The sequence below is a fragment of the Kitasatospora herbaricolor genome, from assembly GCF_030813695.1.
Taxonomy (GTDB): Bacteria; Actinomycetota; Actinomycetes; order Streptomycetales; family Streptomycetaceae; genus Kitasatospora; species Kitasatospora herbaricolor.
On record NZ_JAUSVA010000002.1, the window covers coordinates 2298985 to 2322928 of the forward strand.

A 23944-nucleotide genomic window follows, 5' to 3' on the forward strand; every position below is an offset into this window, starting at 1 on the left:
GGGACCGGGCACCGGGGCATCCACGGGACCACCTGCTGGATCCTCGGGCAGGGAAGTCCTGGTCCCGGATGCGTTCCCGGCAGGGGCCCGCCCGCAGGACCGCGATCGGGCCTCGGGGGCCACGATCGTGACCCCCGGAGCCCGCCCACCCGTCCCGGCGATGCGCCGAGGCCTACCAGCCCCAGCCGCCGCCCTCGCCGTCGTCGTCGGTCTTGCCGTCCCAGCCCTCGCCGACCTTGCGGAGGATGGTGTAGTGGTCGACCTGGGTGCCGTTCTCGGCCAGGGCGGTGACCTTCATCTCGGACTTCTGGCCCAGGTGGGCCGGGGTGACGTCGACCTTGATGAAGGAGTAGCCGGTGTAGCGCACCCGCGACCACTCGACCGTCTCGGTGACCTTCACGCCGCCCTGGGCGAAGTGGTAGGTGTTCACCGAGTCCTGGTGGTTCTCGTGGCCCTCGTAGGTGTCGGGGGCGTCGAAGCTGTACAGGCTGCGGCCGGCCGCGCCCGCGGTCACGTACACCACGCCGTCCTTGGCGGGCTCGACGGTGGCGCCGCTGGGCACCGCCTTGGAGACCTTGTTGCCGAGGATCGCGTCGGTGCGCTCGTAGACGTGGTTGTGACCGTTGATCACCAGGTCCACCCGGTACTTCTCGAACAGCGGCACCCAGGCCTCGCGGACCCCGCCCTCGGAGGCGTGCTGGTGGGTGGTGGAGAAGGCGCAGTGGTGGAAGAAGACGACGATGAAGTCGACGGTCTCGTCGTTCCGCAGGTCCTTGAGCCGGCGCTCCAGCCACTTGGTCTGCTTGCCCGCCGAGATGCCGAGGTTGGCCGGGATCTCGTAGGAGACGTCGTTGGCGTCCAGCGAGATGACGCCGACGTTCTTGTACCGGAAGGTGTAGACGCCGGGGACGGTGCGCGGGTCCGGGCCGTTGTCCGGCAGGAAGAAGCGGTGGTTCTCGCCGCCGTAGCCGTTCGCCGAGTACCAGGCCTCCATGTCGTGGTTGCCGTAGGAGACCATCCACGGGACCTTGGAGGCGACCGTCTCGGTCTGCGCGAGGAAGGCGTCCCAGGTGGTGGCGTTGAACGCGGCCTTGTCCGAGTCCTGGCCGGAGCCGGCCGCGTCGGCGTAGCAGATGTCGCCGGCGTGCAGGTGGAAGGCCGGGTTCTGGGCCAGGATGATGTGGTCGTTGCTGGCCGCGTGGGCGCTGACGCCCTGGTCGCCGAAGGCCGTGAAGGTGAACGGCTCGTAGACCTTGCCCCACATGTGCTCGCGGGCGGGCGCGGTGCGGAAGGTGCTCAGGGTGGAGACGGCCTGCTGGGAGGCCGGGTCGAAGCCCTGGTGGCCGACGCCGTAGTAGTACGTGGTGTCTGGCTGCAGGTCCTCCAGCGCGACGTGCAGGTAGTACTGGTCGACCGGGGCGCCGGTCTGGACGAGCGCCGGCGTGTGCAGGGCGCGCACCTCGGCGGCGACCTTGTGGCTGAGGTCCCACGGCTGCTTGCCGAAGCGCAGGAAGGGCTTCTTGACCGGCGCGGGGACCTGCCAGGAGATCCGGAACTGGGTGTCCGGCTCGGGCCCGAAGGAGAGGTGACGGCCGATCGGGGCGACCAGCGAACCGTCGATGCCGTCCGTGGTGGCGACCGGCGCCGGCTGCGGGGCGGCGGAGGCGCTGCCGGTGCCGAGCGTGCCGCCCACCGCGAGCGCGCCGACGGTGATGGCGCCGGTGCGCAGCATCCGGCGGCGGGAGAAGCGGCTGCGGAGGTACTCGTGCTGCTCCGCCATGCTCATACGGTCGGCGAGCTTCTCGGGCACGCCCATGCGTGGGATATCCATGGCCCGGACTTTCGCAGCGCCGGATTGCCCGGACACGGACATCCGGTGAACGGGCTCCGGCGCGCCGCCCATTCGAACTCCAATGTTCGACCATGGCCTGGCAAAATGCCCCCCGCCCCGCGGCGCACCAGGCCCCCGGGCCCCACCGGGCGGCCGGTGGAGGGTTCTCACGCCGGCTCAGTCCGGGCATCCGGGGGCGACGGCCGGTTCAGTGCACGCAGAACTCGTTGCCCTCCGGGTCCTGCATGACGCTGTAGCAGGAGCCCGTGTCGGGCGAGTCCTCGCTCCGCAGCCGGGTGGCGCCGAGCTGCTCCAGCCGGGCGGCCTCGGCATGGACCCGCTCCCGGCGGGTCTCGAACGGGACGCCGCGGCCGCCGCTGACACCGAGGTCGGGGTGCAGGCGGTTCTTCACCGCCTTGCTCTCTGGCACCTGCTGGAACCAGATCCGCGGGCCGGTGCCGTCCGGGTCGACGATCGAGTCGCTGCAGTCCCCCGTCCCGAGTTCCTCCTCGGGCACGCCCTGGTCGAGCCAGTAGGCCCGCCAGGTCGGGAACGGCGCGGGCGCGGGTTCGATCCGGTACCCGAGGGCGGCGGCCCAGAAGGCGGCGAGCCGGTCGGGCTCCGCGCAGTCCACGGTCAGCTGGAGCTTGGGTTTCATGACGGACAGCCAACAACAGCGCCGTCGCGAAGGCCAGCCCCCGCGCGCCGGACGGCCGTCGTGTCCGCGTGGCGGACCGCCCGGTCGGGACGTGACGGCCGTCAGGCCCGGCGGACGCCCAGTCCGTCGAGGGTGAGGTCGAGGAGCCGTTCGGCCTGGGCGCGCTGCTCGGGCCGGCCCGAGGCGAGAGCGATGCCACTGAGGGCGGCGAACATGTCGGACGCACCGATGTCCGAGCGGATGGTGCCGGCCGCCACCGCGGCGTCCATCAGCGAGGTGAGGGCTTCGAGCATCATCCGGCGGCTGTGGTCGTAGGGGTCGACACCGGACGCGACGACGGCGCGCAGGGCCTCGGCCATGCCGAGCTTGGCGCTCGCGTAGTCGAGGAAGCGGCCCGTCCAGGCCCGAAGGGCGTCCTGCGGTGGCATGGTCGCCAGCAGTTCCGGGGCGGCGTCGCAGAGCCGGCTCAGCTCGTTGCGGTAGGCGGCCTCGATCAGGAGCTCCCGGGTGGGGAAGTTCCGGTAGAGGGTGCCGGTGCCCACGCCGGCCTCCTTGGCGATGCGTTCGAGGTGCGCGTCCAGGCCCTGTTCGGCGAAGACGCGCGTGGCGGCGGCCAGGATCCTGTCGCGGTTGCGCTGCGCGTCCGCGCGCAGCGGGCGCCCTGCGTCGGTAGCCATTTCGTCGTCTCTCCTGTCGTCTCCGCTTGCTAACCGGAGGCGCCTCCACTTACCGTGGAGCGAAAGCGGCGGCGCCTCCACATCCACTCTAGGCGAGGCCCCCGACCCCTCGGTCGAGGGCGCCTTCGGCCTGCCCGGACCCGCGTCGTGGACACGCACGCCGCGCCCCGAACCCACGGCCCGCTGCACGGCGGGCACCGACGAACCGTCAGAGGAGAAGCACATGAGCCGGCTGCTCGAAGGAAGGACCGCCGTCGTCACCGGCGGAGCGTCCGGGATCGGCCTCGCCGTCGCCGAGGAGTTCGTGGCGAACGGCGCCGACGTCGTCATCACCGATCTCGGGCGGGCCGAACTGGACGCAGCGGTCGCCGCGATCGGGCCGAAGTGCTCGGGCATCGTCGCGGACGTCTCGAAGCTCGCCGACATGGAGGCCGCCTACGCCGAGGTGATCGCGCGGCACGGACGCCTGGACGCGGTGGTGGCCAACGCCGGCATCGGCGCCCACGCCCCGCTCCAGCGGATCACCGAGGAGGAGTTCGACCGGACCTTCGCCGTCAACGTGAAGGGCGTGCTGTTCACCGTGCAGCCGGCCCTGCCACTGCTCCCGCCCGGCGGCTCGATCGTGGTCATCGGCTCCACCGCCTCGATCCGTCCGCCGGCCGGGATGAGCCTGTACGGCGCGTCCAAGGCCGCCGTCCGCAACTGCGTCCGCGGCTGGATCCAGGACATCAAGGGCTCCGGCGTCCGGATCAACGTGCTGAGCCCCGGGGCGGTGGACACCGACTCCCTGCGGAGCGCGCTCGGCATGGCGCAGGGCGCGGACGCCGTCCCGGCCGCCGTCCGGACGATGGGCGAGGGCAACCCGACCGGCCGGATCGCGGACCCCCGGGAGATGGGCACCGCCGCGGTGTTCCTGTGCAGCGACGCCGCCGGCTTCATCACCGGCGTCGAACTGTTCGTGGACGGCGGCATGGTCCAGGTCTGACCGGCTGGCGGGGCGATCGCCGTCCGGCGGCGGTCCGCCGGACGGGGCCTACGTCGAGATCGTCTCGTCCCAGGTGCTGGGCGCGCGGTTGCCGGTGCCGTCGCAGGTGCGGCAGACCTCTTCGCGGTAGGCGTGCTTGGCGCCGCTGGCGTCGACGCGGTAGCGGACGTAGAGGCCGGTGCCGTCGCAGAGGAAGCAGTTGCCGCCACCGCCGCCGACCTCGGTGGTGCCGGTGCCCTGGCAGGTGCGGCAGCTGAGGCCGGCCGTCCGTCCGGTGCCGGCGCAGATCCGGCAGACCGTGGTCACTGCGGCACCCTGGCGGGGTGGGCGGCGTCCCGCGTGGTCGTGGCCATGGTGATCCCTCCGTCGTCCGGCACCACCGGCCAGCGTAGTCCCGCGACGCCCGGCCCCGCACCGAAGTCGGCGGACCGGGCGCCCGGGCGGTCCCGGGTGCCTCAGCCGGGCAGGCCCTCGCGGAGCCGGCGGGAGACGGCGAACTCCTGGAGGTCGAGCGTCCCCGGCGGGTCGGCGAGGCCGGGGCCGCCGGCCCGGACCCAGTCGGTTATCTCGTCCAGCATGTCGTCCGCCAGCACCCAGCCGAGCCAGACCGGACGGCCACCGGCCCGCCGGCCCTCGGCGGACGGGCTGACCACCACCACGTTGGAGTGCGCGCAGGCGTCCAGGCACTTGACCGCCCGGACCTGCCCGCTGCCGCCGACGCCCTCGCGCAGCCGCTCCAGCTGCGCCGCGTGGTCGACCCCCGGGTGCTTGGTCTCGGTGCCGCAGCAGCAGCCCCGGCAGACGGTGACGGTCACCGGGGACGGCGGCGCCGCCTTCTCCGCGCGGTTTCGACGACTCATGGGGCTCCCTGCTCGCTGTGGTCCGGTCGGCCCCCGCGGGCCGGCCGGCGAAGGCCGGCCGCCGAGGGCCCGGTCACCGGAGGGTCGGTCACCCGCCGGTACGTCCCCGGCCGGTGACCGGCCGTCCGATCGGTCACCCGGCGGTGGCCCGCCGGGCGGTACCGTCCGCCCGGCTGCGGCCGCCATGCGCGGCTCGCCGCCACGCCCGTTCGCGCAGCAGCCGCAGGCCGTTCAGGCCGACGATCACGGTGGAGCCCTCGTGCCCGGCGACCCCGAGCGGCAACGGCAGGTCGCCGATCAGGTCCCAGGTCACCAGCACGGTGATGAACACCCCCGCGATCACAAGATTCTGCACCACCAGCCGCCGGGCCCGCCGCGAGAGGGCCACCACCGCGGGCACGGAGACCAGTTCGTCCCGGACGATCACCGCGTCGGCGGTCTCCAGGGCGAGGTCGGAGCCGGCCCGGCCCATCGCCACGCCGGTGTGCGCGGCGGCGAGCGCGGGCGCGTCGTTGACGCCGTCCCCGACGAAGAGCACCCGGTGTCCGGCCGAGGCCAGCTCGTGGACGGCGGCGGCCTTCTCCTGCGGCAGCAGCCCACCCCGGGCGTCGGCGAGCCCGACCTCGGCGGCCAGTCGCGCGGTGGCCCTCGGGTTGTCGCCGCTGAGCAGCGCCGGCGGGCGGGCGGTGAGCGCGGCCAGGGCCGCCACGGCGGCCGCCGCCTGCCCGCGCGGACGGTCGGCGAGGCCGAGGACCCCGACCACGACGCCGCCGCGGCGGACCACCACGACCGTCCGGCCGGCCGCCTCCAGCTCGGCGACGGCCGCGGCCGCGGCCGGCTCCGCGAAGGTCTCGTCCGGGCCTGCGGTCGGCGCCTGCGCGACACGTCCGCCGGCCCCCGCCCGGGGCGGGGCACCGACCTCGGTCACCGCGCCGTCGACCACCGCCCGGACGCCGACGCCCGGCGTGGACGCGAAGCCGCTCGTGGGGGCGAGGGCCAGACCGCGGGCGCGGGCCGCCTCGACCAGCGCGCGGGCCAGCGGGTGCTCGCTCGGGTGCTCGACGGCGGCGGCCAGGGCGAGCAGGGCGTCCGGGGAGAGCACGGCCCGCGCGGGGCCGGCCGCGAGCGGGCGGATGTCGGTGAGCCGGGGGGTGCCCTCGGTGAGGGTGCCGGTCTTGTCGAGCGCGACGGCGTCCACCCGGCCCAGCCGCTCCATCACGACCGCCGACTTGACCAGGACGCCGTGCCGACCGGCGTTGGCCACGGCGCTCAGCAGCGGGGGCATGGTGGCCAGCACGACCGCGCACGGCGAGGCGACGATCATGAAGGTCATCGCCCGGAGCAGCGCCGGGGTGAGGTCGGACCCGAGGGCGAGCGGGACGGCCAGCAGCGCCAGGGTGGCGACCACCAGCCCGGCGGCGTAGCGCTGTTCGACCTTCTCGATGAAGAGCTGGGTGGGCGCCTTGGTGGCGGTGGCCTCCTCGACCATCGCCACGATCCGGGCGATCACGCTGTCGGCGGCGGCCCGCTCGACCCGCACCCGCAGGGCTCCGGCTCCGTTGAGGGTGCCGGCGAAGACCTCGTCGCCGGGCCGTTTGGCGGCGGGCAGCGGTTCGCCGGTGACGGAGGACTGGTCGGCCTCGCTCAGCCCGTCGAGCACCCGCCCGTCCGCGCCGATCCGCTCGCCGGGCCGGACCAGCACCGTGTCGCCGACGGCGAGTTCGACGGTCGGGACGGTCTCCTCCCGGCCGTCGGCGGCAAGCCGGCAGGCGGTGGCGGGCGCGAGGTCGAGCAGGCCCCGGACGGAATCGGCGGTCCGGGCGGTGGCGATCGCCTCCAGGGCGCCGGAGGTCGCGAAGATCACGATCAGCAGCGCGCCGTCCAGCACCTGGCCGACGGCGGCGGCGCCGAGGGCGGCGACCACCATCAGCAGGTCGACGTCGAGGGTGCGCTCCCGCAGCAGTCGCAGGGCGTCCAGGGCCGGCTCCCAGCCGCCGCTCAGGTAGGCGAGGGCGTAGAGCGGGCCGTACGCCCAGGCCGGGCCGCCGGGCAGCTGGACGGCGAGGGCGGCGAGGAAGGCCAGCGTCGAGAGGGCCGCCCAGCGGGCCTCGGGCAGGGCGAGCGCCCTGGTGCGGCGCCCGGGCGGGGCGGCGGGGGCGGGCGCCGGGCCCAGATCCTGGGGGCGGGCGAGCAAGGTGTCGGGCATCACGGATTCCTTCGGGCACGGCGGAGCCGGGCTGGCCTTGGCGGGCTCACCATACAGGAACACATGAAGAGGTATTCATTTATAGCCACAGCCGTAGGATGCCCCCATGGGACACGCAGCCACCGACAGCCCGGTGCCGCAGATGCGGCTGGACGCATCCAACGCGGCCAAGGTGGCCACCACCCTGCAGGCCCTCGCCACCCCCTCCCGCCTGCTGATACTCGCCCAGCTCCGGGAAGGGCCGCGCGCCGCGACCGAACTCGCGGACGCCGTCGGCATGGAGCAGTCCGCCTGCTCGCACCAGCTACGGCTGCTGCGCAACCTCGGCCTGGTGGTGGGCGAACGCCGGGGCCGCTCGGTGGTCTACTCGCTCTACGACGCGCACGTCGCGGCCCTGCTCGACCAGGCCGTCTACCACGTCGACCACCTCCGGCTGGGCCTCACCGACGAGCCGGACGGCCCCGACCGGGCCTGACCGCCCGGCCACCGGGATCCCCCGGTGCTCCCGGGCCGGCCGCCTCCGTGAATCGTCCGGATCCCGTCGGCCGGCAGGCCACGCGCCGTGGGGCCGCCCGCCCGCACCCGTCGGGCCACCGGGATCCATGACCGTACGTCAGCCCCGCTCCCCGGCCGCCGCCCTGCCGCGCCCGCGCCCGCGCCGACGCCGGCGAAGCAACGGAAGAGCGCCCGCCAGCCCCAGCAGGCCGGCCGCCAACGGCGCCGGCTCCTCCGCCACTCCGTGACCCGCACCGTGACCCCCGCCGAGACCCCCGCCGAGAACCGGTCCCGCCTCGGGGCCCCGGTCCGTGGTCCGCCCGGCGGCGAGCTGCCGCTGCCCGAAGGTGTCCGGCTCCGGCAGGGTGGCCCAGCGGCCGAGCGGCCAGGCCACCACGACGGCCCGGCCGATCACGTTGCCGACCGGCACGAAGCCGTCCCCCGCCCGGTCCAGCTCGTGGGCGCGGGAGTCCTGGGAGCCGTTGCGATGGTCGCCCATCACCCAGATCCGGCCCGCGGGCACGGTGACCGTCCCGACCGGGTCGTCGTCGCAGGGCGTCGCCCCCGGGTAGAGGTACGGCTCGTCCAGCGCCACGCCGTTGACCCGGACAGGGGCCCCGGCCGTGCAGGTCACGGTGTCCCCGCCGACCGCGATGACCCGCTTGATCAGGTCCTGCTCACCCGGTGAGGGCATCAGGCCGACCAGGCTCATCGCCTGCTGGAGCGGCCCGCCACGAGCCGCCGGGCGGTCGGCCAGCCAGCCGCCCGGATCGCGGAAGACGACCACGTCACCCCGGGCCGGGGTGGCGCCGAACCAGGGCGTCAGCTTGTCCACCAGCACCCGGTCACCCTTCTGCAGGGTGTTCTGCATGGATCCGGACGGGATCGAGAAGGCCTGCACCCCGAAGGTCTTGACGCCGAGGGCCAGCACCACGGCGAGCAGGACCAGCAGCGGGATCTCCTGCCAGAGCGGCCTGCGGACCCGCCTGGCGGGGGCGGCCGGGCGGCCCGGCCCCTGCCGTCCCGGCCCCTGTTCCTGTTCCTGTTCCTGTTCCTGTTCCTGTTCCTGCGCGTGCGCCTGCGCCGACCCCGTACGCTCCCGCCGCGCGGCGATCCACCCGCGCAACCCGTCCCCCATGACCCACTCCTTCGCAGCGTGCGGCGAGCGCGCGCCGGGGGCGCGCGTAGGCGTCCCTACGCTGTATCCAACGTGGCGAGGTTCCCGGCCACCGCCGGCCGGCGGGCGCTCACCCGACGACAGGTCACCCGACAGCGGATCACCCGACGACAGGTCAGCCGACGAAAGGTCAGCCGGCGGCCGGTACCTCGGGACGGTCGATGATCCGCAGCCAGGTCCCGTCCGGCTGGCGGCGCGCGACCTGGACCCGGCCGCCGGTGCCGTCGGCGTCGCGGGTGGAGGTGAGGGCGAGGTCGCCGTAGCGGACCGTCGGCAGTGGCTGCTCCACCGGGAAGGGCAGCGGCGCGTGCTCCAGCATCCGCTCGCAGACGGCGCGGATCGCCTCCCGGCCGACCGTCGAGGCCCCGGCCGGGTAGGCGAGGACGGCGTCGGGGGCGTAGAGCTCGGCCAGCCCCTCGGCGTCGCGGGCGTTGGCCCGCTCCACGAACAGACGGGCCAGGTCCTCGGGGGTGGTGGCGCGGGTGCGGTACTCGGTCATGGTGTTCTCCCTTTCGCTCACCTCCAGCCTGGCTCCCGGACGATCAGAAGTCCAAGAGCTGGAAACTCTGGCAGCTAGCATCATCTGTTATGGAACTGCGGCAGCTCGAATACCTCGTGACGGTGGCCGAGGAACGGAACTTCACCCGGGCCGCCGAGAAGCTGCACGTCGCCCAGCCCGGGGTGAGCGCGCAGATCAGGCGCCTGGAGCGCGAACTCGGCCAGGAGCTGCTGGACCGCTCCGGCCGCTCGGTGCGCCCCACCGAGGTCGGCGCGGCCGTCCTCCCGTACGCCCGGGCGGCCCTCGCCGCGGTGCAGGGCGTCCGGCTCGCCGTCGACGAGCTGACCGGGCTGCTCCGGGGGCATGTCTCGGTCGGCACCGTGACCTCGCACGACGTCGATCTGCCCGGCCTGCTGGCGGACTTCCACGACGAGCACCCGGCGGTGGAGATCACCCTGTCCGAGGCCAGCTCCGACCAGCTGCTCGAAGGCCTGCGGACCGGGCGGCTGGACGCGGCGATCGTCAGCATCGGCAGCGGCGACCCGGAGGGCCTCGGCGTACTGGTGCTGGAGGACCAGCCGATCGTGGCGGCCGTCGGCCACGACCACGAACTCGCCGTCCACCGGGTCATCTCGATCGACACCCTGCGCGGGCGGCCGCTGATCAGCCTGCCGCGCGGCACCGGCCTGCGGGCCCGGCTGGACGAGGCCTGCTCGGCGGTCGGCTTCGCACCCCGGATCGCCTTCGAGGCGAGCGACCCGGGGCTGCTCGCCCAACTGGCCGCCCGCGGCCTGGGCGCGGCGATCCTGCCCGGCGCGTTCGCGGCCGCCCGCGCGGAGCAACTGCACGTGATCAGCATCGACCGGCCCGCCCTGCGCGGCCGCCTGGTCCTCGCCTGGCGCGCCGAGGGCCCGTCGGGCCCGGCCGGGCGCGCCCTGGTCCAGCGGGCGCGCCGCACGCTGGGCGGGCCGGAGGGCCGGGGCGGGCCGGAGGGCCGATAGCCGCCGCCCCGCTCTCAGCCGCCCGCCGCGTACCGCCAGAAGTCGCGCATCAACGCGGGCGGGGTCGGGCCGGCCAGCTCCAGCTGGGTGAGCAGGATGGTGACCGCGCCGGTGGACGGGGTCAGGTGCGCCGCCGTTCCGGTGCCGCCGATCCACCCGTACCGCCCCGGCACGTTCCAGGGATCGATCGCCTCCACGTCGACCGAGCCGCCGAACCCCCAGCCCTGACCCTCCAGGAACAGCTCCCCGCCCGCCCGCTGCCGCTCGGTCAGGTGATCGCTGGTCAGCTGTCGGACGGACTCCTCCGACAGCAGCCGCCGCCCGCCCGCCGCACCCGCCGCCGGACCGGACGCGTTCGCGGCCACGCCGTCGGCGAGCAGCATCCGGGCGAAGGCCAGCCAGTCGTCCGCGGTGGAGACCAGCCCGCCGGCGCCGGACGGGAAGGCCGGCCGGCTGCTCCACTGCCCGTCCGGGGCGTCGACCAGCACGGCGGCGCCGTCCGGGCCCGTCCGGTAGTAGCCGGTGAACCGGCCGAGCTTGCCGGCCGGCACCTCGAACCCGGTGTCGGCCATGCCGAGCGGCTCGAACAGACGCTCGGCCAGGAACTCCGGCAGCGGCCGGCCGGATGCCCTGGCGACCAGCACGCCCTGGATGTCGGAGGAGGTGTTGTACAGCCAGGCCTCGCCGGGCTGCTGCAGCAGCGGGATGCCGGCCAGCGCGGCCATCCACTCGTCGGGCGGCGCGACCAGCTGCGGCTGCGGCGGGCCCTGCTTCAGCTCGCTGAACAGGAGCCCGACCGCGGGCAGCGAGAAGTCGGCCGGAAAGCCGTGCCCGGCGCGGGAGGTGAGCAGGTCGAACACGGTGATCGGGCGGACGGCCGGCACCACGTCGTCGACCGGCCCGGCCGGCGTCCGGACGACGGACGGCGAGGCCAGCTCCGGCAGCCAGCGGTCGACCGGGTCGGCCAGGGCGAGCCGGCCTTCGTCGACCAGCATCATCAGGGCCGCGGCGACGAGGGGTTTGGTGAGCGAGGCGATCCGGAAGATCGAGTCCCGGGCCATGGGGGTGGTGCCCTCGACGTCCGCCGACCCGACGGCCGCCACCTCCACCCGGTCGCGGACGGCCAGCAGGCCGACCGCCCCCGGCAGCGGTCCGCTCCCGAGGTGCCTGGCCAGGGTGTCGCGCAGTTCGGTCATGGGTCCGCCTTCCCGGAGGGTGCCGTACGGGCCCAGCCTGCCGCCGCGGCCCGGATTCCTCGCGGCGGCGGCGCCGGGGCCACCCGATCGGCCGCGCGACCGCCGCCCCGGGCCGGTCGGCGGTGTGCCCCCGCTGCCGCCCGCGGGCCCGGCCGGGGCCCGGGTCAGGAGAGGCGCACGGAAACCTGTTTGACGCCCCGCCGCGCGGGGCGGTTTCCTGCCCGGATGACTGAACCGAGAGGTGGGCGGGCCGGGCTCCGGATCGCGCGGGTGGCGGACGAGGCCATGCTGCGCGACTGGCAGCACGTCCACAACACGATCATCCCGACCGATCCGCTGTCGCTCGACCAGGTCCGCGAGCGGGCCGGGCGCAACCGGCTGGAGGTCGCCCACCTCGGCGACGTCCTGGTGGGCTGCTCGACGGTCCGGCCGCCGGCCGCCGACCGGGCGGCGGGCGACCCGGCGACGGCCACCGTGATCGCCCGGGTGCTGCCCGCCCACCGGCGGCGGGGGTTCGGCGCGGTGCTCTACGCCCAGGGGCTCGCCGCGGCCCGGGCGGCCGGCGCCGAGGTGATCGAGACGGTCGTGCTGGCCTCCAACCCGGACGGGCTGCGGTTCGCGCTGGCGAACGGGTTCGTCGAGGTCGAGACCTACCTGCTGCCGGGGCACGAGGTGCCCTACATCGACCTGCGGCTGGCCTGACGCCCGGCCCCGGGCACGCCCCGGCCCGCGGTGGGCCCGGACGTGCCCCGGGCGCCGGGCCACTCAGCCGGTGGCGCGGACGTAGACGTCCCCCGCGCCGGCCGGACCGTTCTCCGCGGGGGCCACGAAGATCTGCCGGTGACCGTCGCTGCCCGACGAGCCGGGCAGCGACGGCGCCACGGCCGGCTCCTCCCCCGGCAGTGCCTGCACCAGGTCGCCCGGCAGCTGGGCCGGGGTGCCCGGCTCGGGGAGGTTGTAGGTGCGCAGGAAGTCGTCCACGTTGACGTCCTGGCCGCCGTCCAGCCGGTAGTGCAGGTACCCCGCCTCGGACCCGTCGGCGGTCCGGGTGAACACCACCTCGTCCGGGATGTAGTACCGGCCCTGGCCCGGATGCTGGGAGGAGTGCAGGCCGGCCAGCCGCTCGGCGCGGCTCAGGTCGGTCTCGGGCGCGGTGTGGTCCCGCGTCAGCGCCACCACCCCCCACCCCGCGACCAGCACGGCGAACACCCCGCAGATCGCCAGGAGCACCCCGACCGAGCGGCGCAGCACCGGACGCTCCCGCAGCTCCGGCCAGGCGTCGCCGACCGGCCCGCCGGGAGCGGGCGCCGGGCCGGGCGGCACTTCGGGCGCACCGGCCGGGGCCTCACCACGCGGTCCGTACGAGGACCGGTCCTGCGATCCGTCCGGTGCCTCGCTCGCTGTGGGGCGGGGTGTCATGGCATCACACCTTCCTGGTCCGCATGTCGCTGTTGCCCCCCATGTCGAACTCCCGGGCCAGGCCGGTCCGGTGCAGGCGCTGGATGTCCTGGTCGGTGACGGTGCCCATCCCGGGCACCTCGGTCTGCTTGCCGTGGTCCCAGTTGTACCGGTCCCTGACATGGGTCTGGTAGGTGACGGTGACCTCCGGCGGGGCGCCGGGCGCGGCGGGCTTGACCTCGATCTTGGCCTGGGTGTTGTAGTGGAAGGAGCCGACCGCGTAGTACCAGTCCGTGCTGCTGTCCGGGGTGGCGGACATCGGCTGCCAGCCGGTGTCCTTGACCAGGGCGACCGGCTTGCCGGTGCGGCGGTACTCGGCCAGGGCCTGGGCCTGCCAGCCGGCCAGGTTGCCGTCCAGGGTCGTGTTGACGCTCTCCTGGAAGTCGGGGATGTCCTTGAGCATGTCCTCGACGTCCAGGTCGAGCGGCTCGCCGGTGCCGGACAGGTAGTGCGCCATGTTGGCGCTGGCGTTGACGTCGCCGGCCTGGAAGGGCATGCCGACGGTGCCGGCTCCCAGGGTGTTGGCGAGCTGCCGGTCGCGGTCGTTCGGCTGCTGCGAGTTGTAGACGCCGGCGCCGCGGTCGTACGGGTCCGGGGGCAGCAGGACGCCGCCCCGGCCGCCGAAGACCTTGTCCAGGTCGCGGGCGCCGGTCAGGTCCTCCGCGACGACCCGCTTGGTCCAGTCGTCGAGCCGGTCGTAGCCGACGGAGGCGGTGATCCGGTCCAGCTCGTGGCCGGCGGTGTCGCTGACGTCGGCGGCGTAGCTGAGCGCGGCCGTCACCAGGTTGCGGACGTCGCCGGCGACGCCCGCCAGCCGGCGCGCGTCGGCCTGGGCGTCCGGGTCGTTGTGCAGCCCCACCTGCGGCGGGACCCGCACGTCGCCGTCCTCCTCGACCACGAGGCCGTTGGCCCGGGCCAGGTCGTCCGCCTCGGTCATCCAGCGGCGGGCCAGCGTCAGGCCGTCCGCGGCGCTGCCGAGGGTGAGCTTGGCGGCCTCCGTCTCCTGCTCGGCGATGGAGAGTTCGTCGATCAGGTCGGCGAGTGCCCGGCGGCCGAGGTCGGCAGCCTCGCCGCTCCAGCCCTCCTGGAGGGTGGAGAGTACGTCCACGGCCTGGAAGCGGGCCTCGGCGGCGGCCGTGGAGAGCTTGTCCCACTCCTCGGCGGCCCGGTCGAAGGCGGCCGGGTCGGCCTCGCGCAGCTGGGGCACCGTCACCGCTTTGTCGAAGAGCCGCTTGTGGTCCGCCGGGCCGGGCCGGAACCGGCCGTCCTGGCCGCCGTTGTCCGCGGGCATCAGCCGTTCCCTTCCAGCAGGGTGGCGGCGCGGCGCAGCTGTTCGGCGACCGCGACCTCCTGCCCGTGGTAGTTGGCGGCGGTCGTGCGCAGACCCTCCGCGAGCTGCTTCATCGCGTCGACGGTGCGCTTGGTCTCGCCCTCCCAGCGGGTGGCGCAGGCGGCGAGCGCCCCGCCGACCACCCAGTCGGAGTGACGCCGGGCGGCCGCGTGCGACTCGCCGAACCCGCCGTCGGCGCTGACGAGTTTGCCCGCTCCCTCGTCCAGCTGTCCGGCAGCCACCGGGAACCGTTCGGGCTCCGAGATGTATCCGCTCATGTCCTACCCCCGTGCATCGGTACTGGTCGTGCCACTCTTTCCGGACGCGGTCCGGGCGACCGGGGTTCCGGGCGGTGCTCCCCTTCCTGCCGGGCCGCTCGTTCCCCCTCGAATGCCCCGGCGCCGCGGCCTCACGCATCGGGCGCCGGGTTCGGTCCGTGCGGGGGCGTCCCCCGGGCGGGGGCGCCGCCCCCGGGCCGCGGGGCCGGGGCGGTGGCGGCTCAGGCCGTGGCGGCCGCGGCCGCGCGGCCCGCGGCCCGGCCGGAGAAGATGCAGCCGCCCAGGAAGGTGCCCTCCAGCGAGCGGTAGCCGTGCACCCCGCCGCCGCCGAAGCCGGCCGCCTCACCGGCCGCGTACAGGCCGTCCAGGACGCTGCCGTCGGCGCGGAGCACCCGGGACGAGAGGTCGGTCTGCAGACCGCCGAGGGACTTGCGGGTGAGGATGTTGAGCTTGACGGCGATCAGCGGCCCGGCCTTGGGGTCCAGGATGCGGTGCGGCGAGGCGGTGCGGATCAGCTTGTCCCCGAGGTAGCGGCGGGCCCCGTGGATGGCGGTGACCTGGAGGTCCTTGCTGAACGGGTTGGCGAGTTCGCGGTCGCGGGCCTCGATCTCGCGGCGCAGGGCGTCGCCGTCGATCAGGGCCTGCGGGGTCTTGGCGTTCATGCCGCGGACCAGCTCGGGGAGGTTGTCCGCGACCACGAAGTCGGCGCCGTGCCGCTTGAAGGCCTCGACGGGCGCGGTGGCGCCGGGCAGGGCGCGGCCGAGGACGTCGCGGATGCTGCGGCCGGTCAGGTCGGGGTTCTGCTCGGAGCCGGAGAGGGCGAACTCCTTCTCGATGATCTTCTGGGTGAGGACGAACCAGGTGTGGTCGTGACCGGTGGTCATGATGTGTTCGAGCGTGCCGAGGGTGTCGAAGCCGGGGAAGAGCGGCACCGGCAGCCGGTTGCCGCGGGCGTCCAGCCAGAGCGAGGACGGGCCGGGCAGGATCCGGATGCCGTGCCTGGCCCAGATCGGGTCCCAGTTCTCGATGCCCTCGGTGTAGTGCCACATCCGGTCGCCGTTGATCAGATGGCCGCCGGCCTGTTCCGCGATGCCGAGCATCAGGCCGTCGACGTGGGCGGGGACGCCGGAGAGCATCCGGGCCGGCGGGGTGCCGAGCCGGGCGGGCCAGGCCTTGCGGACCAGGTCGTGGTTGCCGCCGATGCCGCCGGAGGTGACGATCACGGCCTGGGCCCGCAGCTCGAAGGCGCCGGTGCTCTCGCGCGAGCTGGCGACCCCGCGTGCGACCTCGCTGGGCACCAGGATCTCGCCGCTCACGGTGTCGGTGACGCCGCCGGTGGCCGCCAGGCCGGTGACCCGGTGCCGGAAGCGCAGGTCGACCAGGCCACGGGCGGCGGCGGCCGCCACCCGGCGGGCGAAGGGTTCGACGATGCCGGGGCCGGTGCCCCAGGTGATGTGGAACCGCGGGACGGAGTTGCCGGGGCCGGTGGCGAGGAGCCCGCCGCGCTCGGCCCAGCCGACCACGGGGAAGAAGCGGACGCCCTGGGCGTGCAGCCAGGCACGCTTCTCGCCGGCCGCGAAGTCGACGTAGGCCTCGGCCCAGCGGCGCGGCCAGTGGTCCTCCGGGCGGTCGAAGCCGGCCGTGCCCTGCCAGTCCTGCCAGGCGAGTTCGTGCGAGTCGCGGATGCGCAGCCGGCGCTGCTCGGGCGAGTCCACCAGGAAGAGCCCGCCGAAGGACCAGTGCGCCTGGCCGCCGAGGGAGGCGGCCGGCTCCTGGTCGAGCAGGATGACCTTGCGTCCGGCGTCCGCCAGTTCCGCGGTGGCGACCAGGCCGGCCAGGCCGGCTCCGATGACGATGACGTCGGCGTCGAATGCCATGCGGGGGTCCTCCGTGAGCGGCTGGGCCGGGTGGGGGCGCCGGGGCGGGCGGTGCCCGTGGAGCGCCCGGCGGACGGGGGCCCGCCGGTGGGTGGCTCCGATACTGCGGGTTGGCGATCACCCAGTCAACCGGTCGGTAACAAGCCCGCCCCGAATTTCGCTCCACCGTGGAGCAGAATTCCGGGAACGGCCGGCCCGCCGGTAAAGCGCTACGCATCGGAGCGTAATTCCGTGAATTCCTTCTGACTCTTTTTCAGGAATCCGCGCCAATACTGTGGACGAGTACGAAACCTGGCAGTAACTTACCGAGCAGTAGTAGCTGTGGCCCGGCACCCGCTCACCCCCACCCACCCTCGTTTCTCTCCCCCAGGAGGAACCGTGCTCAGCCCTGCCCGGAAACTCGTGTCCCTGCTGGTCACCAGCCTCACCCTGGTGCTCACGCTCGCCCTGACCACCTCCGACGCGAGCGCCGCCACCGGCTCGCGGTACGTCGCGCTCGGCGACTCCTACGCCGCCGGCGCCGGGGTCCCCGGCCAGTCGGCGGGGTTGTGCCTGCGCTCCGACCACAATTACGGCCAGCTGGTCGCGGCCGCGCTGCATTCCACCTCGTACACGGATGTCACGTGTTCGGCGGCCAAGGTGAAGGCCATGACCTCGGCCCAGTACGACGCCTTCATCCGGGTCAACGACCCGCAGTTGAACGCGCTGCGCGCCGACACCGACCTGGTGACCGTCGGCATCGGCGGCAACGACCTGGGCGTCGGCGACCTCGGCGTGGGCGAGATCATCGCCACCTGCATCGCGGGCGCCGTGGTGAACCCCTTCGGCACCCCCTGCCGGGACGTCTACAACCACGGCCACTGGAGCTGGAGCAGCTGGTCCTGGGAGTACGGCAACGACGACCTGGCCGACCGGATCGCCGGCGCCGCCCCGCAGCTGGCCGACGTGCTGGCGCGGATCCACGCCAAGTCCCCCGGCGCAAAGGTGCTGGTGGTCGGCTACCCGTCGGTGCTGCCGGAGAACTCCTCCGACTGCCTGGGCCGCCAGCCCGTCACCAGCGGGGACGTCACGTACCTGCACGGCGTGCTCGGCCGGCTGAACTCGATGCTCGCCGCGACGGCCGCCGCGGGCGGCGCCGGCTACGTCGACACCGCCGGCCCGACCCGCGGGCACGACGCCTGCTCCGCCTCCCCCTGGATCGAGGGCGCGCTGCCCGGCTCCCCGGCCGTCCCGTTCCACCCGAACGCCAAGGGCGAGCAGGTGATGGCGCAGGCCGTGCTGGCCGCGCTGAAGTAGGCCGCGCCGAGGGCGCGGAACGCCGGCGGGGCGTGACCGGGATCCCGGTCACGCCCCGCCGCCCCGCCCCGGGTCAGGGCTTGACGCGCACGATCTGCGGGTCGTGGTCGCTCGCCTGCTGGGCGAACTCGCTGTTGATGTGCACCACGTCGTACTTGGCGTAGCCGACCTCGGGGCTGACCAGGATGTGGTCCAGCACCTGCGAGTTGCCCTGGTAGACGTACGAGTACTGCTCCTTCTCGGGCAGCTCGTTCACCAGGTCGCGCAGCCCGCCGCCGTTGGTGAGCGCGGTCAGCGCCGGGGAGAACTGGTAGTCGTTGAAGTCACCGACCGAGACGATCTTCGCGGTGGGGTCGGCGGCGAGCAGCTTGGCCACGAAGGCCTGCTCGACGACGGCCTGCTTGACGCGCTGCACCTCGGAGCTGCGGGCCGGGGCCTGGAAGCGGCTGTCGATGCCCTGGTCGCCGCCCTTGCTGTTGAAGTGGTTGGCGATCACGAAGAGCTTCTTGCCACGGAAGCTGAACTGGCCGATCAGCGGCTTGCGGCTGTTGGCCCACGCTTCGTTCCCCGGGTCGATCCGGCCGGGCGAGGCGGTCAGCGAGGCGGCCGCGCCGGTGCCCGTCACGTCCACGGGGGTGTTGGTGGGGTCGGCGACGGGGACGTCCGTGAAGGAGATCCGCTGCGGGTTGAACAGGAACACCTGACGGATGTTGCCGCCGGGCTCGCCGCCGTCCTTGCCGTCCACCGGGTTGACGGAGCGCCAGTCGTACGCCGGGCCGCCGGCCGCCTGGATGGCGGCGATGAACTTGGCGACGGTGACGCTCGCGTCGACCGTGCCGTTGCTGGTGGCGCCGTTGTTGTCCTGGATCTCCTCCAGGGCGATGACGTCGGGCGAGCGCAGGTTGGTGACGACGGCCTGGGCCAGCTCGGCGAACTTGCTGTCCGGGTTGCCGGGGGCCAGGTTCTCCACGTTGTACGTGGCGATGGTGGCCTCGCGGTCGGCCGCCGGGGCGGTCACCTCGCGCTCCAGGTGGTTGTCCTGGACGGCGCCGATCGAGGTGGCGGCCAGCGTGTAGCCGCCGAAGGAGTTGTAGTCCAGCGGGCCGGTGGTGGTGCCGGTGAGCAGGTCGCCCACGTTGGCGACCGGGAACGGCTGCTGGGCGACCGGCGCCAGCTGCTGGACCATCAGGCGGCCGACGTTGGGCTCGCGGTACGACTCGTAGAGCACGCCGCCGCGCTTGCTCCTCTGGTCCTGCGCGTCGGCGGCGACCCAGAGCTCGTTGTACTTGTCGGTCGCCTGGATCACCCGGACGTCCTTGACCTGGACGTTCATGCCCTCCAGCGACTCGTAGAAGTCCAGGGCGTACTTCTCGGGCTGCAGGGTGAGGCCCTCGATCGAGCCGCCGGCGGCCTCCGGGGTGTAGGTGCCGGGGATGTTGCGGGTGCTGACCTGGACCGGCGCCGGAACGGCGTTGCCGGAGGAGAGCACGGTGATCGCCGGGGCGGTCAGCTGGGTGAGCGACTGCGAGCCGCCGGCGTAGTTCGGGTAGTACTCGGCGACCTTGCCGGTCACCAGCACGGAGTCGCCGACCTGCACGGTCGGGACCTTGCTGCCGGTGTAGACGAACAGGGCCTCGCTGGTGGCCGGGTCGGCGTCGGCGTTCGGGTCCTGGATCCAGAAGCCCTTGGAGCCGTAGCCGCGCACGCCGGTGACGATGCCGGGCACGCCCGGCACGGTGTTGCCCAGCTGCGGCGAGAGGCGGGTGGCGCCCTGGATGTCGTGGATGCGCAGCGGGCCGGGCTCGGTCGGGCCGGTCGGGCCGCCGGGCGTGGTGCCCTTGGCGGACTCGCCGTAGCTGTTCACCGGGGTCGGGTCACCGGCCAGCAGGTCGGCGGCGTTGTCGTCGGTGTCGGCGAGGTTCGCGCGGCGGGCCACCGAGGCGGTGCTGCTCGCGCCGGTGACCGGGGCGCCCTCGCGGACGACGGCGGTGCCGAAGCCGACCAGGTCGCGCACCCGCGGGTCGGCGGCGCAGTCGGCGGCGGTCTTGCAGGTCAGCGGGTCGGTGCCCTGGACGAGGGCGACGGTGCCGGCGGTGCCGGAGAGCGCCAGGCTGCCCGTGGCGTCCGGCGTCGGCAGCGCGACGGTGCCGCCCGCGCCGGCCGCCTCGGCGACCAGGTAGCGCCCGCCGGGGGCTATCGAACCGGTCAGCGGGGTCACGGACCACTGCGAGTTCGCGCCCGGCGAGGCCGAGATGTACTGGACGCTCCAGCCGGTGAGGCCGAAGGCCGCGCCGCCCTTGTTGGCCAGCTCGATGAAGTCGTTCTTCAGCGTGGCGCCGGAGTTGCCGCCGCCGCCGTAGACCTCGGCGACGACCGCGTCGGCGGACGGCGCGGCGAAGGCGGACGGCAGCGGGACGAGCACGAGCGAGGCGGCCAGGCCGGCCGGGAGGAGGGTCGCGCGCAGCAGCGCCCTGCGGGAGCGGGGGCGGGGAGCGGTGGGCGTGGTCACCGGGGCAGGACTCCTTAAGCTGCCGGGTCATTGCCATGACGCGGCGTCCGGGTGCAGCACGATGCCCCGGCTGCCGTGGGGGCGCCGGGACGTGAGGGTGGTTCAGGTGGTGCGCTCGGCGCACTACCCGCGTAGACGCAACGTCAGGAAGCGACGTCGCAGCGCTCAAGATACGCGCGTAGAAAATGACGCGACAAGCCCTCTGCGGTTAACTCTTGGTACCGGTCCGCCGGGGCGCCCGGGCCACCCGCCCCGGGCCGGACCACCGACCTGCCGAGGGGCCCGCCGCCCGGACGGATCCGGACCGGCGGGCCCCTAGCGCCCCGGAAGGCAGGGCTCGAACCTGCGGCCACCCGCTTTGCTGACAGGCGCTCCACCGCTGAGCTACACCCGGGGACTGCCCGGCAGCCTGCCGCCCGACGGTGGCGCCGGTCAAGCCCGAGCGCGCAGGACGCGTGCCAGCACCGGATCCGCTTCGGCCACGCCGTCCACGAACGCGGCCGTCAGCCGGCCGGCGGGGGCGGCCCACCGCGCCCGACCCGTCGTCCAGCCGGTCCTCACCGGGTCCACCCCGTGCCGCCGGCACACCCGCTCCACCAGCTCCGCCGGGCAGTCCTCCGTGCCGGCCAGCACCTGCCAGGGCAGCGGCAGCCCGGCCCACACCTCGATCTCACGGAACTTCCGGTCGCTCACCCACCTCCGCCAGGACTCCGGCTCGATCACGTCCAGCCACGCCACCTGCCCGGGGCAGACCCGGCCGAGGACCTCCTGCGCGCCCAGGGCCTCCAGCACCTCCAGGTACTGCACCCGGGCCGCGTTCCAGGCCCTCGCCGCCAGGTTCCACGCGTACGCGTCGTCGCCCGGGCGCGCGAACATGGCGGTCGGCTCGATCGAGCAGCGCCCGTGCGCGCGCTCCAGCAGCGCGGCGGTCTCCCGGAGGCCGGCCGACCAGCGGCCGGCCAGCAGGCCCCGCTGATGCTCCGTCAGTCGGGTCACCACCTCCCGGACGGGGTGCACGTGCGCGAGGGCCCACCAGTCCGTACCGGGCGAGGCCGCCGCGCGGGCCAGGAGCAGCTCGGTGACCCGGTGCCCGGCCCGCCGGCTCAGCCATCCGGTCACATCGGGGTCGCAGTGCCGGCGCGCGGCCTGGAAGGCGATCAGGCAGGCCGTGGCGAGGTCACCGGTCGGCCGCGCGGCGTCCAGCAGGGAGAGCAGCCCGGTTTCGGCGAGGGCGGCCGCCCGGCGTTCGCGTTCCGCGAGCTCCAGCACCTCCTGCTTGGCCTCCAGTCGCCGGAGGAGCCGGAACCGCTTGTTGTACTGCCGCTTGGAGAGGCCCCCGAGGCCCGCCGCCGCCCGGGCCTCCCGGTTCAGCCGCTCGCGGAAGTCGGCCGCACCGGGCGGACGCCCGATCTCCCGCCCGCCGAACCGGACGGCCCGCGCGACCTGTTCGGCCCCGCCGGCAGGGACCGTCCCCCCGACGCTGCCGAAGAGCGCGCCCGCCACCGCGAGCTGCCGGCCGGCACCCGCCGGCGCGGCCGGCGCCGGCGCGACGGCCCACGTCCGGCGCCCGGCACCCTCCAGCCGGGCCGCCTCGGCCGGGGACAGCCCCGGCAGCAGCTCCCGGACCAGCCGGGCCACGGCCGCCGGATCACTGCGCAGCCGGATCGACGCGCTGATCCGGTCGAGGGCGGCGGCGGGTTCGTTCTGGGGCATCGGGCCAGCATGCCAAACGCCCCGGCCCCCGCCGTCACCAGGGACGACGGGGGCCGGCGGCGGAGCCGTACGGGCGTCAGTCGGCGGCGGAGGCCGCCGCCTTGTCCAGCCCGGCCGACCACTTCTCCTCGACCTTGCCCAACTTCCAGAACGCCAGCGCGCCGGCCCAGGTGAGGACGAACAGGCCGACGATGGCGTAACCCACCAGGTTGAGGTCCAGCTCGCCGACCCAGGCGACCGGGCCGCTGGTGATGTCGAGCTTCTCGCCGAGCAGCCCGACCAGCTCGATCACGCCGATGACCAGGGCGACGATCACGGACAGGCCGGTGACGGTGAGGTTGTAGTAGATCTTGCGGACGGGCTTGGAGAAGGCCCACTCGTACGCGAAGTTCATGAACGAGCCGTCGATGGTGTCCAGCAGGCTCATGCCGGCGGCGAACAGGACGGGCAGCACCAGCAGCGCGTACCAGGGCAGCGAGAAGGCCGCCGCGCCGCCGGCCAGCACCAGCAGCGAGACCTCGGTGGCGGTGTCGAAGCCGAGGCCGAAGAGCAGGCCGACGGGGTACATGTGCCAGGGCTTGGTGACGGCCCGGGTGACGCGGCCGAGGATGCGGTTCATGAAGCCGCGCTTGTCGAGCTGGCGCTCCAGCTCCGCCTCGTCGAACTCGCCCTGCCGCATCTTGCGGAAGACCTTGAGGATGCCGTTGAAGGCACCGAGGTTGATCAGGCCGATCAGCACCAGGAACACGCCGGAGACGGTGACGCCGATCAGACCGGTGGCGGTGTGCAGGGTGGAGTCGTCGGACTCGACCTGGCCGGCCAGGGACTGGATGCCGAAGGCGAGCAGCGCGCAGAGCCCGAAGACGATCGACGAGTGGCCGAGCGAGAACCAGAAGCCGACCGAGAGCGGGCGCTTGCCCTGGCCCATCAGCTTGCGGGTGGTGTTGTCGATGGCGGCGATGTGGTCGGCGTCGAAGGCGTGCCGCATCCCGAGGGTGTAGGCGGTGAGGCCCATCCCGACGCCGAAGACCTGGCCGCCGACGTCGTAGTGCTTGGGCGCGATGACCGCGAGCAGGGTGAACCAGCCGATCACGTGCAGGGCGAGGACGAAGCCGCCCATGCCGGCCAGGCGTATCCACTCGTCGCGGGTGAGCCGGTCGCGCCATCTGATAGCGGGGGCCACCTGGGTGACTGGGGGCGCGCTGGTCATGGCGGCGTCCTCTCGGGGAACGGGCGGGGAGGGCAGGGAAGAGCTGGACCATTTTTCCCCCTTCGGGGAAGTACTTGCAAGTCATGTGCAATTAATCGGACCAGGCATCCGCTGCGGAGAATGCCCGGCCCCGGTCATGGGCGGAGCGAATCCCGTGCTTCCCGAAGCCTTTCGGAGTTGCCGGCACCCGCGCCCGCTCCGGGGCCGCACTCCGGCGCCGCGCACGGACGCCCAGCCGCCGGGATCCCGACTCCACGCGGTGAAGGGGAAGATGACTACTCGTCATTACGCCCGCCCCGGGACTGTCCGAAGAGGGCAGGGCAGGGCAGGGCAGGAGCGGCCCGATCGGGACCGGCGGGCCGGGGGCGGATCCGGCCCGCCCCGAAGGCGTCCGGCCGGGCCCCGCGGCGCCTCCCGGGAGGGCTCCCCGGGAGGGCTCCGCCGTCCGCGACGGGCGGCGGGAAAAAACAAAGGCAAGGAGTACGACCACTCCTTGCCACTCTCAACATATAGCCCACCGGGGGCCTTGCGGCAAGGCCCCCGTCATGCCGCAGAATCGTCCACCGAAGCCGGAATCGGCCGAAATCAGGGATTCGCGACGTATCCGTCGGTTTGACGCGGTACGGATCCCACGGTGCGGTGGGGGTACGACGCGCGGGAAGCACCCCGCGCGGGGTGCCCGCCACCG

At 74.1% G+C, this 23944-nt stretch carries 21 protein-coding genes; 5 read left to right on the plus strand and 16 right to left on the minus strand.

Annotated features, from left to right (window positions below; translation table 11 throughout):
* Positions 1–172 precede the first annotated feature (172 nt).
* The 3 genes from J2S46_RS10420 to J2S46_RS10430 form a co-directional block, all read right to left on the minus strand.
* Positions 173–1831 (minus strand): purple acid phosphatase family protein, encoded by a 1659-nt coding sequence (locus tag J2S46_RS10420; protein ID WP_191290477.1) that lies wholly within the window; start codon positions 1829–1831, stop codon positions 173–175.
* A gap of 208 nt (positions 1832–2039) precedes the next feature.
* Complete coding sequence (locus J2S46_RS10425; protein WP_191290476.1) at positions 2040–2489, minus strand: VOC family protein; 450 nt, start codon at positions 2487–2489, stop codon at positions 2040–2042.
* Between the two features lie 101 nt (positions 2490–2590).
* Entirely contained in the window at positions 2591–3166 is a 576-nt protein-coding gene (locus J2S46_RS10430) for a TetR/AcrR family transcriptional regulator (protein ID WP_191290475.1), read from the minus strand.
* A gap of 223 nt (positions 3167–3389) precedes the next feature.
* Here J2S46_RS10430 and J2S46_RS10435 point away from each other — a divergent pair, with 223 nt between their 5' ends.
* Positions 3390–4151, plus strand: a complete 762-nt coding sequence (locus tag J2S46_RS10435) for an SDR family NAD(P)-dependent oxidoreductase (protein WP_191290474.1) — start codon at positions 3390–3392, stop codon at positions 4149–4151.
* 48 nt (positions 4152–4199) lie between these two features.
* Here J2S46_RS10435 and J2S46_RS10440 read toward each other — a convergent pair whose 3' ends face one another.
* The 3 genes from J2S46_RS10440 to J2S46_RS10450 all read right to left on the minus strand — a co-directional run bounded on the left by J2S46_RS10440 (position 4200) and on the right by J2S46_RS10450 (position 7217).
* Positions 4200–4457, minus strand: a complete 258-nt coding sequence (locus tag J2S46_RS10440; RefSeq protein WP_191290473.1) for a hypothetical protein — start codon at positions 4455–4457, stop codon at positions 4200–4202.
* 149 nt (positions 4458–4606) lie between these two features.
* Positions 4607–5011 (minus strand): hypothetical protein, encoded by a 405-nt coding sequence (locus tag J2S46_RS10445; protein ID WP_073922148.1) that lies wholly within the window; start codon positions 5009–5011, stop codon positions 4607–4609.
* 133 nt (positions 5012–5144) lie between these two features.
* On the minus strand, positions 5145–7217 hold the full coding sequence (locus tag J2S46_RS10450) for a heavy metal translocating P-type ATPase (protein ID WP_191290472.1): 2073 nt from the start codon (positions 7215–7217) through the stop codon (positions 5145–5147).
* Between the two features lie 106 nt (positions 7218–7323).
* On the opposite strand from J2S46_RS10450, the gene J2S46_RS10455 reads away from it, so the two are divergent.
* On the plus strand, positions 7324–7692 hold the full coding sequence (locus J2S46_RS10455; RefSeq protein ID WP_191290471.1) for an ArsR/SmtB family transcription factor: 369 nt from the start codon (positions 7324–7326) through the stop codon (positions 7690–7692).
* A 138-nt stretch (positions 7693–7830) separates the two neighbouring features.
* On the opposite strand, the gene lepB is transcribed toward J2S46_RS10455, so the two are convergent.
* Positions 7831–8850 (minus strand): signal peptidase I, encoded by a 1020-nt coding sequence (gene lepB / locus J2S46_RS10460; RefSeq protein ID WP_191290470.1) that lies wholly within the window; start codon positions 8848–8850, stop codon positions 7831–7833.
* A 169-nt stretch (positions 8851–9019) separates the two neighbouring features.
* Positions 9020–9388 carry a YybH family protein gene (locus J2S46_RS10465; protein ID WP_191290469.1) on the minus strand — a complete coding sequence of 123 codons (369 nt, stop codon included), beginning with the start codon at positions 9386–9388 and terminating at the stop codon, positions 9020–9022.
* Between the two features lie 89 nt (positions 9389–9477).
* On the opposite strand from J2S46_RS10465, the gene J2S46_RS10470 reads away from it, so the two are divergent.
* Positions 9478–10389, plus strand: a complete 912-nt coding sequence (locus J2S46_RS10470; protein WP_191290468.1) for a LysR family transcriptional regulator — start codon at positions 9478–9480, stop codon at positions 10387–10389.
* A gap of 14 nt (positions 10390–10403) precedes the next feature.
* Here J2S46_RS10470 and J2S46_RS10475 read toward each other — a convergent pair whose 3' ends face one another.
* Positions 10404–11585, minus strand: coding sequence for a serine hydrolase domain-containing protein (locus tag J2S46_RS10475; protein WP_191290467.1), 1182 nt, complete (start codon positions 11583–11585; stop codon positions 10404–10406).
* A gap of 225 nt (positions 11586–11810) precedes the next feature.
* Between J2S46_RS10475 and J2S46_RS10480 the strand changes: the two genes are divergently transcribed.
* Positions 11811–12287, plus strand: a complete 477-nt coding sequence (locus J2S46_RS10480) for a GNAT family N-acetyltransferase (RefSeq protein WP_229912791.1) — start codon at positions 11811–11813, stop codon at positions 12285–12287.
* A 63-nt stretch (positions 12288–12350) separates the two neighbouring features.
* On the opposite strand, the gene J2S46_RS10485 is transcribed toward J2S46_RS10480, so the two are convergent.
* From J2S46_RS10485 to J2S46_RS10500, 4 genes are all read right to left on the minus strand, one after another.
* A complete protein-coding gene (locus J2S46_RS10485; RefSeq protein WP_191290466.1) occupies positions 12351–13004 on the minus strand; it encodes a hypothetical protein in 654 nt (217 codons plus the stop codon).
* Positions 13005–13008: 4 nt separating this feature from the next.
* On the minus strand, positions 13009–14334 hold the full coding sequence (locus J2S46_RS10490; RefSeq protein ID WP_191290465.1) for a hypothetical protein: 1326 nt from the start codon (positions 14332–14334) through the stop codon (positions 13009–13011).
* Entirely contained in the window at positions 14334–14651 is a 318-nt protein-coding gene (locus J2S46_RS10495; RefSeq protein ID WP_191290464.1) for a hypothetical protein, read from the minus strand. The genes J2S46_RS10490 and J2S46_RS10495 overlap by 1 nt, the downstream gene beginning before the upstream one ends.
* A 221-nt stretch (positions 14652–14872) precedes the next feature.
* The gene (locus J2S46_RS10500; RefSeq protein WP_191290463.1) at positions 14873–16528 is read right to left on the minus strand and encodes an FAD-binding dehydrogenase; all 1656 of its coding nucleotides are present in this window, start codon (positions 16526–16528) and stop codon (positions 14873–14875) included.
* Between the two features lie 378 nt (positions 16529–16906).
* Between J2S46_RS10500 and J2S46_RS10505 the strand changes: the two genes are divergently transcribed.
* Entirely contained in the window at positions 16907–17824 is a 918-nt protein-coding gene (locus tag J2S46_RS10505; protein ID WP_229912790.1) for an SGNH/GDSL hydrolase family protein, read from the plus strand.
* 73 nt (positions 17825–17897) lie between these two features.
* On the opposite strand, the gene J2S46_RS10510 is transcribed toward J2S46_RS10505, so the two are convergent.
* The 3 genes from J2S46_RS10510 to nicT form a co-directional block, all read right to left on the minus strand.
* On the minus strand, positions 17898–20333 hold the full coding sequence (locus J2S46_RS10510; protein ID WP_191290461.1) for a DUF8508 domain-containing protein: 2436 nt from the start codon (positions 20331–20333) through the stop codon (positions 17898–17900).
* A gap of 432 nt (positions 20334–20765) precedes the next feature.
* On the minus strand, positions 20766–22046 hold the full coding sequence (locus J2S46_RS10515) for a hypothetical protein (RefSeq protein WP_191290460.1): 1281 nt from the start codon (positions 22044–22046) through the stop codon (positions 20766–20768).
* 76 nt (positions 22047–22122) lie between these two features.
* The gene (nicT, locus tag J2S46_RS10520; RefSeq protein WP_191290459.1) at positions 22123–23256 is read right to left on the minus strand and encodes a Nickel transporter NicT; all 1134 of its coding nucleotides are present in this window, start codon (positions 23254–23256) and stop codon (positions 22123–22125) included.
* Positions 23257–23944 lie beyond the last annotated feature (688 nt).

Coding starts and splice junctions, on each gene's coding strand:
- J2S46_RS10420 (WP_191290477.1), bottom strand. CDS start 1,831: ATGGATATCCCACGCATGGGCGTGCCCGAGAAGCTCGCCGACCGTATG.
- J2S46_RS10425 (WP_191290476.1), bottom strand. CDS start 2,489: ATGAAACCCAAGCTCCAGCTGACCGTGGACTGCGCGGAGCCCGACCGG.
- J2S46_RS10430 (WP_191290475.1), bottom strand. CDS start 3,166: ATGGCTACCGACGCAGGGCGCCCGCTGCGCGCGGACGCGCAGCGCAAC.
- J2S46_RS10435 (WP_191290474.1), top strand. CDS start 3,390: ATGAGCCGGCTGCTCGAAGGAAGGACCGCCGTCGTCACCGGCGGAGCG.
- J2S46_RS10445 (WP_073922148.1), bottom strand. CDS start 5,011: ATGAGTCGTCGAAACCGCGCGGAGAAGGCGGCGCCGCCGTCCCCGGTG.
- J2S46_RS10450 (WP_191290472.1), bottom strand. CDS start 7,217: ATGCCCGACACCTTGCTCGCCCGCCCCCAGGATCTGGGCCCGGCGCCC.
- J2S46_RS10455 (WP_191290471.1), top strand. CDS start 7,324: ATGGGACACGCAGCCACCGACAGCCCGGTGCCGCAGATGCGGCTGGAC.
- lepB (WP_191290470.1), bottom strand. CDS start 8,850: ATGGGGGACGGGTTGCGCGGGTGGATCGCCGCGCGGCGGGAGCGTACG.
- J2S46_RS10465 (WP_191290469.1), bottom strand. CDS start 9,388: ATGACCGAGTACCGCACCCGCGCCACCACCCCCGAGGACCTGGCCCGT.
- J2S46_RS10470 (WP_191290468.1), top strand. CDS start 9,478: ATGGAACTGCGGCAGCTCGAATACCTCGTGACGGTGGCCGAGGAACGG.
- J2S46_RS10475 (WP_191290467.1), bottom strand. CDS start 11,585: ATGACCGAACTGCGCGACACCCTGGCCAGGCACCTCGGGAGCGGACCG.
- J2S46_RS10480 (WP_229912791.1), top strand. CDS start 11,811: ATGACTGAACCGAGAGGTGGGCGGGCCGGGCTCCGGATCGCGCGGGTG.
- J2S46_RS10485 (WP_191290466.1), bottom strand. CDS start 13,004: ATGACACCCCGCCCCACAGCGAGCGAGGCACCGGACGGATCGCAGGAC.
- J2S46_RS10490 (WP_191290465.1), bottom strand. CDS start 14,334: ATGCCCGCGGACAACGGCGGCCAGGACGGCCGGTTCCGGCCCGGCCCG.
- J2S46_RS10495 (WP_191290464.1), bottom strand. CDS start 14,651: ATGAGCGGATACATCTCGGAGCCCGAACGGTTCCCGGTGGCTGCCGGA.
- J2S46_RS10500 (WP_191290463.1), bottom strand. CDS start 16,528: ATGGCATTCGACGCCGACGTCATCGTCATCGGAGCCGGCCTGGCCGGC.
- J2S46_RS10515 (WP_191290460.1), bottom strand. CDS start 22,046: ATGCCCCAGAACGAACCCGCCGCCGCCCTCGACCGGATCAGCGCGTCG.
- nicT (WP_191290459.1), bottom strand. CDS start 23,256: ATGACCAGCGCGCCCCCAGTCACCCAGGTGGCCCCCGCTATCAGATGG.